Below are 11,362 nucleotides of genomic sequence, written 5' to 3' on the forward strand. Positions count from 1 at the left end.
TCAGAATTTGCCATAAACTTGCACCATCGGAACACGCCATGGAACGCTCAATGATTAACCCCAAGTTGCTGCAGATGGTTGTCAACGCGTCCAACGACGGCATCGTCGTTGCCGAACGCGAGGGCGACGAGAAGCCGCTGATCTACGTCAACCCCGCGTTCGAACGTCTGACCGGCTATACCCTGGACGAGATTCTCTATCAGGACTGCCGTTTCCTGCAGTCGGGCGATCGCGACCAGCCGGCCCTGATGGCGATCCGCGAGGCGCTCGACAGTGGCGGCGCCTGCCGCGAGATCGTGCGCAACTACCGCAAGGACGGCACGCACTTCTGGAACGAACTCTCGGTATCCACGGTGTACAACGCGGCCGACCAGCAGACGTATTTCGTCGGTGTGCAAAAAGACGTCACTACCCAGGTCAAGGCACAGCAACGCGTGGGTCAGCTGGAAACCCAGGTAGCCGAGCTCAAAGCCGAGCTGGCGGCGCTCAAGTCAACGAGCGGCGTTAACAAGCTGTAAAAAGTGCGTTCTTTAGAGCGATAATGGCTTTTTAATGCCCAACCGTTGAGCTATATCAATGCGCCGCGATGCTCTATTGACTCAGGACGAGCTGGATTTTATCCAGAACATGCAGCACAACCCGCAGCTCAACCTGCGGGACGCAGGGTCGAGCCTGACGGTCAATGGCGGTGCACAGATTCGCGATCTGCTGACCCGGCTGGCCGCTCATGATCAAGTCACCCTCCAGGCGCAGTTCGACAATCAGCAACTGACCTTCCCTCTGCATCTGGTTGAGGATGAATTTCATGCAGTGCATCTTCGGTTGGGCGTGCCGAGTATTTTTGAAGACGGGCCGATGGTTCGCCCATGGCGCCTGGCCCTTGAAGAGCCGGTGGCCCTGGAGAACAGCAAGGGCTACGCCAGCGCCCTGTGGGTGCATGAAGTGTCATTCAAAGGTGTGCTGGTAGAAGGACGTGGCCGAGCCAGACCGCCGAAAACCTTCTCGTTGTGGTTCAGCCCGTCCGGTTACGAACGCATTGCGCTGCGCGGTACGCTGGAGCGGGAAACCGCCCGGGGATTGTTCGCCTACCGCCTGAATCAGAGTGACGCGGATGAAATCGAGCGCCTGCGCCAGTTCATCCTGCACCAGCATCGTCTGGTGCATCCGCAGGTACATGCCTGAGATCAGGTATCCGGGCCGCCACTGAGAAACTGCTGCAGACGCTGCTGCATCTGGCGCCCTTCGCTGCCCAGGCCACCGATGGAAGTACCGGTCAGATCGGCCTGCAACAGGTCCGATGCAGCACCTGCCAGAAACAGCGGGCAGTTGAGGGTCAATGCCAGCCGGTTCAAGCGCGCTTCCAAGTCCTGCTTGTGTGAGTGGTTGGAGAAAATGACCATCGCCTGGGGGCGGATCTTTTCACAGACCAGGGTCAACTCCTCGACCGGCTGACCCAGGCCCAGCACCTTCACGGTCAAATCCTCCCCGCTCATCAGCAGCGCCGCCACCAAAAGCTCCAGTTTTCGGCACTCACCCGGCATGGCGCTGAGTAACACGCGGGGCGCCGCCGATGCGCTGGCTATCTGTAGGCGCAGGAGCGTCTGCACGCGCAGGAACGCGTCGAAAAACAGCCACTCGCTGGCCTGGCCGAAACCGCCCTGACGGCGCAGCAAGTCGTTCCACAGCGGCATCAGGATGTCCTGGAACGCGACGTTCAAGGGATAGGTCGAGAAAATCTGGCCGTACACGCTTTCCAACTGGCGATCATCGAAAGCACTGATGGCCTGCAGCAGCCGAGCGCGCCACTGCGGCCATTCGCTGTCTGCAGCCGCGTCGCGCTCGGCACGCAGCGCGTCGGCCTGTTGAGCGTCACGGGCCAGAAGTTTGCCTACCTTGCTCACCGCGACGCCACGCTCAGTCCACTCGATAATACGATTGACCGTCTCGATATCGACCCTGGAGTAGAGGCGGTGCCCGCTTTCGGTGCGCACGGGACGGATCAGCCCGTAGCGCCGCTCCCACGCTCGCAGAGTGACCGGATTGACGCCTGTCAATCTTGCCACTTCCCGAATGGGGAACAGGTGCTCCGAATCAATCGGTTCCAGCTGCAAAGTGTTATCAATCGGTGCAGTAATCACGTTATTTCTGACAAAAGCCACCAGGAATGGAACCTCATTTAACGCATTTAAACCTGTCTTTTTCAAGGGCGCTGGACTTCGGACCAATGTCACTGGCGTATTTTCTCAAAACAGGAATAATCCTTGCCTGTTTTTTCAGCGCAGTGGCAATACCCGCCGCTGCGCTCGTGCGCCGCCTACCCGGTCAAGCGCACCCGTTTATCTGGAGATACACAATGTCTACCTCCCCCGTCACCTTGATGGTTGCGCGCCGTGTGGCCAAAGGTCGCTACGAAGAACTGATGGCCTGGCTGCGCGAAGGCGAGCAATTGGCCACCGACTTTCCCGGGTACCTGGGCTCCGGCGTGCTCGCACCGCCACCCCATGATGATGAATTCCAGATCATCTTCCGCTTCGCCGATGAAAAGACCCTGCATGCCTGGGAGTTTTCCGCGTCGCGCAGTGCCTGGCTGAGCCGTGGCAGCGAGCTGTTCGCCAACCCGTCCGAACATCGCGTGAGCGGCATCGATGGCTGGTTCGGTGCCGTGGGCGCGCGCCCGCCGCGCTGGAAACAGGCGGTGGCGATCTGGCTGGCGTTTTTTCCGGTGTCGCTGTTGTTCAACTTCGGCCTGGGCCCCTTGCTCGGCGAGCTGGACCTGTTCAGCCGGGTGCTGGTCAGCACCTTGGCGCTCACACCGCTGATGGTTTACTTCTTTATCCCGTTATCGACTCATCTGCTGGCGCACTGGCTGCATCCGACGCCGCCCCGCAAGACCGGCGAAGCCGCCGCCTGAGTACAGGGGAGACGGGTCGCTGGTATAGTTCGCATCTGCCAGCGACGCGAGCCTCCCATGACTGCAACAAACGCCCCGATCCTGATCACCGGTGCCGGCCAGCGTGTCGGCCTGTATTGCGCCGAGCGCCTGCTGGACGAAGGGCACCCGGTGATGTTCAGCTACCGCAGCGAACGTCCAGGTGTGCAGCAACTGCGCGAACGCGGCGCGGTCGGGCTGTTTGCGGACTTTTCCAGCGAAGCGGGAATCCTGGCGTTCATCACTGAGCTGAAGACACACACCGATGCGCTGCGCGCGATCATCCACAATGCCTCGGCCTGGGTCGCAGAGACCCCGGGCGACGAAAGCCGCGCCTTTATCGACATGTTCAGCGTGCACATGCTTGCGCCGTACCTGATCAACCTGCATTGTTCACCTCTGCTGCAACGCTCGACACCCGCCGACATCATCCATATCAGCGACGATGTGGTGCGCAAGGGCAGCCGTCAGCACATCGCCTATTGCGCCACCAAGGCCGGGCTCGACAGCCTCACGCTGTCGTTTGCCGCGCAGTTCGCGCCGTTGATCAAGGTCAACGGCATCGCGCCGGCCATGGTGATGTTCAATGAAGGCGACGACGCGGCCTATCGCGACAGGGTCCTGGCCAAGTCGGCACTGGGCATCGAGCCCGGGCCGCAAGTGATCTACCAGAGTGTGCGTTACCTGCTGGACAACCCCTATGTCACCGGGACCACCCTGACCGTCAACGGCGGGCGGCACATCAAGTAAGCCGTTTGTGAGGATGTTGTATGACTTTGTCCCTGCCCCACCATTACCGCGAGATCCTCAAGGGCCTGGGTGAAGACCCCGAGCGCGAAGGCCTGCTCGATACGCCCAAGCGCGCCGCCAAGGCGATGCAGTATCTGTGTCATGGCTATGAGCAGAACCTGCAGGAAATCGTCAACGGCGCCTTGTTCGCCTCTGACAATGACGAGATGGTGATCCTCAAGGACATCGAGTTGTACTCGCTGTGCGAGCATCACCTGCTGCCCTTTATCGGCAAGGTCCACGTGGCCTATATTCCGACCGGCAAGGTGCTGGGCCTGTCGAAGCTGGCGCGCATCGTCGACATGTTCGCCCGGCGCCTGCAGATCCAGGAAAACCTCACCCGGCAGATCGCCGATGCCATCCAGGACGTGACCCAGGCCGCCGGCGTGGCGGTGGTGATCGAGGCCAGGCACATGTGCATGATGATGCGCGGCGTGGAAAAACAGAATTCAACCATGAACACCTCAGTGATGCTCGGCGCCTTCCGCGAGTCGAACACCACGCGCATGGAGTTCCTGCAACTGATTGGACGGAGCAAGTAGCAATGCCACAACTTCAACCAGGCATGGCGCGCATCCGGGTCAAGGACCTGCGCCTGCGCACCTTTATCGGTATCAACGAGGACGAAATCCTCAACAAGCAGGATGTGCTGATCAACCTCACCATCCTGTATGCCGCCCAGGAAGCCGTGCGCGATAATGACATCGACCATGCCTTGAACTACCGCACCATCACCAAGGCGATCATCGCCCACGTCGAAGGCAACCGTTTTGCCCTGCTCGAGCGCCTGACCCAGGAGCTGCTGGACCTGGTGATGAGTAACCCATCGGTGCTGTACGCCGAAGTCGAAGTGGACAAGCCCCATGCGCTGCGCTTTGCCGAGTCGGTTTCGATTACTCTGGCGGCCAGCCGCTGATACTCAAGTGAGCCCTATGAACGACCAACAACGCCTCGAACTCGAAGCCGCCGCCTTCCGTCGGCTGGTAGCCCACCTGGACAGCCGCAAGGATGTACAGAACATCGACCTGATGAACCTGGCCGGCTTCTGCCGCAACTGCCTGTCCAAGTGGTACAAGGCCGAGGCCGATGAGCGCCGGATCGAGCTGAGCCTCGATGACGCCCGTGAAGTGGTGTACGGCATGCCGTACGCGCAGTGGAAAGCCCAATACCAGCAAGAAGCCAGCGCCGACCAACAGGCGGCGTTCGCCAAAGGAAAACCCCATGACTGACCTGAACACCCTGCGCGCCAGCCTCAACAGCGGCGAACACGCTTTTGCCGACACCCTGGCCTTTGTTGCCGCAAATTACGACTACCAGCCGCAAGCCTTCACCAACGGCGAGGTGGAAAATGCCGCCGGCCAGAACGAAGGTTCGTGCAAGACCCTGGGGTTGACGTTGCTGGAGGGGTTGAGCGATCAGGAAGCGCTGCTGGCGTTTGGCGAGCATTACCGTTCGGTGGTCGCGACGCCTGAAGGCACTGACCACGGAAATATCCGCGCATTGATCGCCCATGGTCTGGCCGGTGTGAAATTCAGCGCACAGCCGCTGACCCGCAAATCCTGAGTCATACACACATCTAAATGTGGGAGGGGGCTTGCCCCCGATGGCAGTGTGTCAGTCAAAGATCCTCTAACTGAACCACCGCAATCGGGGGCAAGCCCCCTCCCACATTTTTTTTGCAGTGTTGCTTAGAACGAAGCGTCTTTCAAACCATCGAGGTAACGCTCGGCATCCAGGGCCGCCATGCAGCCGGCGCCGGCCGAGGTGATGGCCTGGCGGTACACGTGGTCAGCCACGTCACCGGCAGCGAAGATGCCTTCGATGTTGGTGGCCGTTGCGTTGCCTTCACGGCCGCCCTGCACCACCAGGTAACCGTCTTTGGCTTCCAGCACGCCTTCGAACAACGAGGTGTTCGGGGTGTGGCCGATGGCGATGAATACGCCGTCGACTGTCAACTCGTCGAAGCTGCCGTCGTTGTTCTTCAGACGGGCGCCGGTCACGCCCATATTGTCACCCAGGACTTCGTCCAGCGTGGCGTTGAGCTTGAGGATGATCTTGCCTTCAGCAACGCGGGCGTGCAGCTTGTCGATCAGAATCTTCTCGGCGCGGAAGGTTTCGCGGCGATGCACCAGGGTCACGGTGCTGGCGATGTTGGCCAGGTACAGCGCCTCTTCCACGGCGGTGTTGCCGCCACCGACCACAGCCACCGGCTTGTTGCGATAGAAGAAACCGTCGCACGTCGCGCAGGCGGAAACGCCCTTGCCCATGAACGCCTCTTCCGAAGGCAGCCCGAGGTAACGGGCGCTGGCGCCGGTGGCGATGATCAATGCGTCACAGGTATACACGCCGCTGTCGCCGGTCAGGCTGTAAGGCTTCTTGGAGAAGTCGACCTTGTTGATGTGGTCGAACACGATCTCGGTTTCAAAGCGCTCGGCGTGTTCTTTCATACGCTCCATCAGCACCGGGCCGGTCAGGCCATGGACATCGCCCGGCCAGTTGTCGACTTCAGTGGTGGTGGTCAACTGACCGCCCGCCTGCATGCCGGTGATCAGCAGCGGCTTGAGGTTGGCCCGGGCAGCGTAGACGGCAGCGCTGTAACCGGCAGGGCCGGAACCGAGAATAATCACTCGCGAATGACGGGTATCAGACATGACTCACTCCTATCGACCGTCCGCACAACAAGACGGCTGGAATAAAAAAGGGACCACGAAGCACTTGGGGAAGTGCTTGAACTCGCAGGCCCTGAAAATAATGGGTGCAGCGTATCGAGGGGGGCAAGATTAAGGAAATACGGAATAACAATCCAGCTCATAGGTGGTCTCTATGCAGTCGGCTCGGTCAATCGAGGCGTTTGTTACCGTTGATGTCGCCGCTTTCGCCCGGAATATAAAGCCGGTAAGGTCGGCCCGTTCGTCACTATGCTCGGAGTTATCCATGCCCGCCCCCGCTCTTTCCGGCCCGCAATACCTGCGCGAAGGCCTCAAACTGGTGCTGAGCCCCGGCCTGCGCCTGTTTGTGCTGCTGCCGCTGGCGATCAACCTGCTGCTGTTTGTGGGATTGATCTATTTTGCCGGGCACCAGTTCAGCCTGTGGGTTGACCACCTGATGCCAACCCTGCCGAGCTGGCTGAGCTTTCTCAATTACCTGTTATGGCCGTTGTTTGTCGCGCTGGTGGTGCTGATGGTGTTCTTTACCTTCACCATGCTCGCCAACATCATCGCGGCGCCGTTCAATGGCTTTCTATCGGAGAAAGTCGAGGTGGTGGTGCGTGGCACCGACGACTTCCCCGCGTTCAGCTGGGCCGAATTGATCGCCATGGTCCCGCGCACCCTGGCCCGGGAAATGCGCAAGCTGGGCTACTTTCTGCCGCGGGCTATCGGCCTGTTCATCCTGTCGTTCATTCCAGTGGTCAACCTGATTGCCGCGCCGTTGTGGCTGCTGTTCGGCGTGTGGATGATGGCGATCCAATACATCGACTACCCGGCCGACAACCACAAGCTGGGCTGGAACGAAATGCTCGCCTGGCTGCGCCAGAAACGCTGGCAGAGCATGAGCTTCGGCGGGGTCGTCTACCTGGTGCTCCTGGTGCCGGTGGTCAACCTGCTGATGATGCCGGCGGCGGTGGCTGGGGCCACGCTGTTCTGGGTGCGCGAGCAAGGTGCCGAAGCGATGGCGGGGCAGCAGGTAGCCAGGTCATAAATCCATCATCGCAGTGACACAATGACGACATGGCCCGCAGCGACACTGTGGGTCATGACGACAGCCTCGCTTCACATCACCCTGATCACCGAAACCTTCCCGCCGGAAATCAACGGGGTGGCCAACACCCTTGGCCGCCTGTGCGATGGTTTGCGCGCGCGCGGCCATCAAATCGAACTGGTGCGCCCCCGCCAGGGTGTCGACCAGAGCCGGCCGAGTGACGATGAGTTGCTGCTGTGCCGTGGCTGGCCGTTGCCGGGATATCCAGGGCTGCAATGGGGCCAATCGTCGATGCACAAGCTGCTGCGACGCTGGACACGTCAGCGCCCGGATGTGTTGTACATCGCAACCGAGGGGCCGCTGGGCCTGTCCGCCTTACGCGCGGCGCGACGCCTGGGAATCAGCGTGGTCAGCGGCTTCCACACCAACTTTCAACAGTATTCGAACCAGTACGGCTTGAGTCTGTTGAGTCGCCTGGTCACCCATTACCTGCGCTGGTTTCATAACCGGTCGACGTTGACGCTGGTTCCCAGCGCGAGTCAGCGCCTTGAGTTGGAACGCCGGCATTTCGAGCGTCTCGGGATGCTGTCCCGGGGAGTCGATAGCCAACTGTTCCATCCGGCGAAACGCGACGACAGCCTGCGCGAAAGCTGGGGTGTGGAGAGCGACGATATCGTGGTGCTGCACGTAGGACGCCTCGCCCAAGAGAAAAATCTGGGGCTGCTCAAACGCTGTTTCGACGCGTTGCAGAGCACTTACCCCTCGCGACGGTTCAAGTTGGTCATTGTCGGCGATGGCCCGCAGCGCGGCCTGTTGCAGCGCGACTTGCCCGAAGCGGTGTTCTGCGGCGCCCGGCGCGGCGAAGAGCTGGCACGGCATTACGCCTCGGGCGATCTGTTCCTGTTTCCGAGCCTCACCGAAACGTTCGGCAATGTGGTGCTGGAAGCCATGGCGTCCGGGCTGGGCGTGGTGGCGTACGACCAGGCGGCCGCCACCCAGCATATCCGCCATGGCTACAACGGTGCGCTGGCGATGCCGGGGGATGAAAACGCATTTTGCGACGCAGCCGTCTGGCTGCTGGAGGAGCGCGAGACCTTGCGCCGAGCGCGCTTGAATGCCCGACAACATGCCAGCCGCCAGGGCTGGCCGGCAATCATCGAGCAGTTCGAACGCCAGTTACGCGGTGCGTGCAATGACGGGCAACCGGCGCCCATCTTGTCGCCGCTTACACCAGGGTCGTCAACGCCTCACGACTGAAGGGCAGAATGTCCGCCTCACGCCCCTCGCGCACTTTCACTGCCCAATCCGGGTCCACCAGCAGCGCACGACCCACGGCGACCAAATCGAACTCGTCGTTATTCAAGCGCTCCAGCAGTTTCTCAAGGCTGGCCGGCTGCGCGACTTTATCGGTGTTGACCATGAACTGCAGGAATTCGTCATCCAGGCCGACACTGCCCACGGTAATCGTCGGCTTGCCCGTCAACTGGCGGGTCCAGCCGGCCAGGTTGAGGTCGGAACCTTCGAACTCCGGTTCCCAGAACCGGCGCGTGGAGCAGTGGAAAATATCCACGCCGGCGTCGGACAACGGCTTGAGGAATTCGCCCAACGCCTCGGGGGTTTGCACCAGGCGCGCCGTGTAGTCCTGTTGCTTCCACTGGGAAAAACGCAAGATGATCGGGAAGTCCGGACCGACCGCCGCGCGGGTAGCCTGGATCAGTTCGATGGCGAAACGTGAGCGGTTGGCCAGGCTGCCGCCGTATTCGTCGGTGCGCTGGTTGCTGCCTTCCCAGAAGAACTGGTCGACCAGGTAGCCGTGGGCGCCGTGGATTTCCACACCGTCCATGCCGATGCCCTGGGCATCTTTGGCCGCCTGGGCGAAGGCATTGATCACGTCCTTGATGTCCTGGGTGGTCATGCCGTGGACGACCACGTTGCCTTCCTTGAGTTTCTCCATCGGGCCATAGGCCGGCACGCTGGCATCAGGTTCGGTACCGATACGGCGCACACTGCCCACATGCCACAACTGCGGCACAATCTTGCCGCCTTCGGCGTGGACCGCATCCACCACTTTCTTCCAGCCGGCCAACGCCGCTTCGCCGTAGAAGTGCGGCACGTTGGGGTAGCCGTTGGAGGCTTGATGGCCGACCACGGTGCCTTCGGTGATGATCAGGCCCACACCGGCGGCGGCGCGACGGCGGTAGTACTCGATCACTTTGGGATTGGGTACGCCGCCGGGTGAAAACGAACGCGTCATCGGCGCCATGACCACGCGGGTCGACAGTTGCAGTGCACCGAGCTGGAAAGGTTTGAACAAGGCTTGGACGGGCATGGAGCACTCCACATGAGGCGAATTTATGATGTGGATAATATGCACGCCTAAGCTTGCTGGGTAGCACTATTGATCTGAGTGATTAAGGCGATAAAAACAACCGAATACCTGTAGGAGCGAGCTTGCTCGCGAAGAGCCGGAGCACACCGCGTGTATCCAGCGTGCACGCGTCATGGTTGGCGATTTTCGCGAGCAAGCTCGCTCCTACAACGAGGGATTCAGGCCAGGGCTTTTTCGATGGCCTGGACGACCGTTGGATCATCCGGCGGCGTACGCGGCGAGAAGCGCGCCAGTACACGGCCATCCTTGCCGAGCAGGAATTTTTCGAAATTCCAGGTGATATCGCCTGGAAACTCAGCGCCCTCGCCCGCCAGCAGGCGGTACAACTGGTGACGATCAGGGCCGTTCACCTCAAGCTTGCTGCCCAGGGGGAACGTCACCCCGTAATTGAGGCTGCAGAAGGCCTGGATCTCCTGCTCGGTGCCCGGCTCCTGGCCTGCAAACTGATTGCACGGAAGGCCCAGCACGGTGAAACCCTGGTCCTTGTATTGCTGGTAGAGGTTTTCCAGGGCCGCATACTGCGGGGTCAGACCGCATTTGGAGGCGACGTTGACCACCAGCACGACTTGGCCCTTGAAGGGCGCCAGCGGCAGCTCTTGTCCGTCCAACGCTTTGAGTTTCAGGTCGTGGAAAGCACTCATGACGAACTCCAGATATCCCATGTTCTTCGCATTGCAGCCCTTCGAGATTACAGACCACAAGCCTGCAATCATAGATGCCGATTGAAAAACTCGCCCGCCGGTTACTGCGCGGTTGGCCACGGCAAGATCGGAATCGCGGTCACTGCGTTCTGCGGGCTGCCTTCGATCAGGCGGTCGCTGTAGACCAGATACACCAGCGTATTGCGCTTCTTGTCGAGGAAACGCACCACCTGCATGGTCTTGAACACCAGCGAGGTGCGCTCCTTGAACACTTCGTCGCCGTCCTTGAGCTCGCCCTTGAAGTGGATCGGGCCGACCTGGCGGCAGGCAATCGAGGCTTCGGCGCGGTCTTCGGCCAGGCCCAGGCCACCTTTCACGCCGCCGGTCTTGGCGCGCGACAGGTAACACGTCACGCCGTCGACCTTGGGGTCATCGAACGCTTCGACGACGATCCGGTCATTGGGGCCGACAATCTTGAACACCGTCGACACCTGGCCGACTTCTTCGGCCGAGGCCAACAGTGGCATAGCCAACAGCAGGCCGAGCAGTCCTGTCACTAAACGCATCGTGTATTCCTTTGGTTAAACCAGGATCAGGTTATCGCGGTGAACCAGTTCCGGCTCAGCCATGTAACCCAGAAGTCCGACAATCGCGTCGGACGATTGTCCAATAATCTTCTGCGCTTCCAGGGCACTGTAGTTCGCCAGGCCGCGGGCGATCTCACGACCATCCGGCGCCACGCACACCACCATCTCGCCTCGGCGGAAGCTGCCTTGCACCCGTTTGACGCCCACCGGCAGCAAGCTTTTGTTGCCCTGGGACAGCGCCGATACCGCGCCTTCATCCAGCACCAGGGTGCCACGGGTTTGCAGGTGTCCGGCCAGCCACTGCTTGCGCGCCGCCAGCATGCCACGC

Annotated in this window: 16 protein-coding genes; 10 read left to right on the forward strand and 6 right to left on the reverse strand. The window is 60.8% G+C overall.

Annotated features, from left to right (window positions below):
- The first annotated feature begins 50 nt into the window (after positions 1-50).
- Both BFP93_RS09270 and BFP93_RS09275 read left to right on the forward strand, forming a co-directional pair.
- Entirely contained in the window at positions 51-518 is a 468-nt protein-coding gene (locus BFP93_RS09270) for a PAS domain S-box protein (protein ID WP_065892852.1), read from the forward strand.
- Between the two features lie 58 nt (positions 519-576).
- Complete coding sequence (locus BFP93_RS09275; protein ID WP_065885065.1) at positions 577-1,182, forward strand: hypothetical protein; 606 nt, start codon at positions 577-579, stop codon at positions 1,180-1,182.
- A 2-nt stretch (positions 1,183-1,184) separates the two neighbouring features.
- Here the strand turns inward: BFP93_RS09275 and BFP93_RS09280 are convergent, their stop codons facing one another.
- Entirely contained in the window at positions 1,185-2,111 is a 927-nt protein-coding gene (locus BFP93_RS09280; protein ID WP_065892864.1) for a MerR family transcriptional regulator, read from the reverse strand.
- Positions 2,112-2,353: 242 nt separating this feature from the next.
- Here BFP93_RS09280 and BFP93_RS09285 point away from each other — a divergent pair, with 242 nt between their 5' ends.
- Genes BFP93_RS09285 through BFP93_RS09310 form a run of 6 tightly spaced genes read left to right on the forward strand, consistent with a single transcriptional unit; the run spans position 2,354 to position 5,281 of the window.
- Positions 2,354-2,911: an antibiotic biosynthesis monooxygenase gene (locus BFP93_RS09285; RefSeq protein ID WP_065892853.1), complete on the forward strand. Its 558-nt coding sequence runs from the start codon at positions 2,354-2,356 to the stop codon at positions 2,909-2,911.
- 57 nt (positions 2,912-2,968) lie between these two features.
- Positions 2,969-3,679, forward strand: coding sequence for a dihydromonapterin reductase (folM, locus tag BFP93_RS09290; RefSeq protein WP_065892854.1), 711 nt, complete (start codon positions 2,969-2,971; stop codon positions 3,677-3,679).
- 20 nt (positions 3,680-3,699) lie between these two features.
- Positions 3,700-4,260 carry a GTP cyclohydrolase I FolE gene (gene folE, locus BFP93_RS09295; RefSeq protein ID WP_065892855.1) on the forward strand — a complete coding sequence of 187 codons (561 nt, stop codon included), beginning with the start codon at positions 3,700-3,702 and terminating at the stop codon, positions 4,258-4,260.
- 2 nt (positions 4,261-4,262) lie between these two features.
- Complete coding sequence (gene folX, locus BFP93_RS09300) at positions 4,263-4,634, forward strand: dihydroneopterin triphosphate 2'-epimerase (RefSeq protein ID WP_065892856.1); 372 nt, start codon at positions 4,263-4,265, stop codon at positions 4,632-4,634.
- Between the two features lie 16 nt (positions 4,635-4,650).
- Positions 4,651-4,947: a DUF1244 domain-containing protein gene (locus BFP93_RS09305; protein WP_065892857.1), complete on the forward strand. Its 297-nt coding sequence runs from the start codon at positions 4,651-4,653 to the stop codon at positions 4,945-4,947.
- A complete protein-coding gene (locus BFP93_RS09310) occupies positions 4,940-5,281 on the forward strand; it encodes a HopJ type III effector protein (RefSeq protein ID WP_065892858.1) in 342 nt (113 codons plus the stop codon). Before BFP93_RS09305 ends, BFP93_RS09310 begins: the two co-directional genes overlap by 8 nt.
- A 125-nt stretch (positions 5,282-5,406) precedes the next feature.
- Here the strand turns inward: BFP93_RS09310 and trxB are convergent, their stop codons facing one another.
- On the reverse strand, positions 5,407-6,369 hold the full coding sequence (gene trxB / locus BFP93_RS09315; protein ID WP_065885058.1) for a thioredoxin-disulfide reductase: 963 nt from the start codon (positions 6,367-6,369) through the stop codon (positions 5,407-5,409).
- A 283-nt stretch (positions 6,370-6,652) separates the two neighbouring features.
- Between trxB and cysZ the strand changes: the two genes are divergently transcribed.
- Both cysZ and BFP93_RS09325 read left to right on the forward strand, forming a co-directional pair.
- Positions 6,653-7,417, forward strand: coding sequence for a sulfate transporter CysZ (gene cysZ, locus BFP93_RS09320; protein WP_065892859.1), 765 nt, complete (start codon positions 6,653-6,655; stop codon positions 7,415-7,417).
- A 54-nt stretch (positions 7,418-7,471) separates the two neighbouring features.
- The gene (locus BFP93_RS09325; protein WP_065892860.1) at positions 7,472-8,674 is read left to right on the forward strand and encodes a glycosyltransferase family 4 protein; all 1,203 of its coding nucleotides are present in this window, start codon (positions 7,472-7,474) and stop codon (positions 8,672-8,674) included.
- On the opposite strand, the gene BFP93_RS09330 is transcribed toward BFP93_RS09325, so the two are convergent.
- From BFP93_RS09330 to BFP93_RS09345, 4 genes are all read right to left on the reverse strand, one after another.
- Positions 8,643-9,746: an NADH:flavin oxidoreductase gene (locus BFP93_RS09330; RefSeq protein WP_065892861.1), complete on the reverse strand. Its 1,104-nt coding sequence runs from the start codon at positions 9,744-9,746 to the stop codon at positions 8,643-8,645. The genes BFP93_RS09325 and BFP93_RS09330 overlap by 32 nt on opposite strands.
- Before the next feature lie 218 nt (positions 9,747-9,964).
- Entirely contained in the window at positions 9,965-10,447 is a 483-nt protein-coding gene (locus tag BFP93_RS09335) for a glutathione peroxidase (RefSeq protein WP_065892862.1), read from the reverse strand.
- Between the two features lie 101 nt (positions 10,448-10,548).
- Positions 10,549-11,013 (reverse strand): CreA family protein, encoded by a 465-nt coding sequence (locus BFP93_RS09340; protein WP_065885053.1) that lies wholly within the window; start codon positions 11,011-11,013, stop codon positions 10,549-10,551.
- A 15-nt stretch (positions 11,014-11,028) separates the two neighbouring features.
- On the reverse strand, positions 11,029-11,362 hold a 334-nt coding region (locus BFP93_RS09345), incomplete at its 5' end, for a PUA domain-containing protein (protein WP_370737780.1).

The sequence above is a fragment of the Pseudomonas sp. 44 R 15 genome (assembly GCF_900004965.1).
Classification (GTDB): Bacteria; Pseudomonadota; Gammaproteobacteria; order Pseudomonadales; family Pseudomonadaceae; genus Aquipseudomonas; species Aquipseudomonas orientalis_A.

Excerpts from the sequence above, each read along its gene's own strand:
- BFP93_RS09270 (WP_065892852.1), top strand. The coding sequence starts at position 51 with ATGATTAACCCCAAGTTGCTGCAGATGGTTGTCAACGCGTCCAACGAC.
- BFP93_RS09275 (WP_065885065.1), top strand. The coding sequence starts at position 577 with ATGCGCCGCGATGCTCTATTGACTCAGGACGAGCTGGATTTTATCCAG.
- BFP93_RS09285 (WP_065892853.1), top strand. The coding sequence starts at position 2,354 with ATGTCTACCTCCCCCGTCACCTTGATGGTTGCGCGCCGTGTGGCCAAA.
- folM (WP_065892854.1), top strand. The coding sequence starts at position 2,969 with ATGACTGCAACAAACGCCCCGATCCTGATCACCGGTGCCGGCCAGCGT.
- folE (WP_065892855.1), top strand. The coding sequence starts at position 3,700 with ATGACTTTGTCCCTGCCCCACCATTACCGCGAGATCCTCAAGGGCCTG.
- folX (WP_065892856.1), top strand. The coding sequence starts at position 4,263 with ATGCCACAACTTCAACCAGGCATGGCGCGCATCCGGGTCAAGGACCTG.
- BFP93_RS09305 (WP_065892857.1), top strand. The coding sequence starts at position 4,651 with ATGAACGACCAACAACGCCTCGAACTCGAAGCCGCCGCCTTCCGTCGG.
- BFP93_RS09310 (WP_065892858.1), top strand. The coding sequence starts at position 4,940 with ATGACTGACCTGAACACCCTGCGCGCCAGCCTCAACAGCGGCGAACAC.
- trxB (WP_065885058.1), bottom strand. The coding sequence starts at position 6,369 with ATGTCTGATACCCGTCATTCGCGAGTGATTATTCTCGGTTCCGGCCCT.
- cysZ (WP_065892859.1), top strand. The coding sequence starts at position 6,653 with ATGCCCGCCCCCGCTCTTTCCGGCCCGCAATACCTGCGCGAAGGCCTC.
- BFP93_RS09325 (WP_065892860.1), top strand. The coding sequence starts at position 7,472 with ATGACGACAGCCTCGCTTCACATCACCCTGATCACCGAAACCTTCCCG.
- BFP93_RS09330 (WP_065892861.1), bottom strand. The coding sequence starts at position 9,746 with ATGCCCGTCCAAGCCTTGTTCAAACCTTTCCAGCTCGGTGCACTGCAA.
- BFP93_RS09335 (WP_065892862.1), bottom strand. The coding sequence starts at position 10,447 with ATGAGTGCTTTCCACGACCTGAAACTCAAAGCGTTGGACGGACAAGAG.
- BFP93_RS09340 (WP_065885053.1), bottom strand. The coding sequence starts at position 11,013 with ATGCGTTTAGTGACAGGACTGCTCGGCCTGCTGTTGGCTATGCCACTG.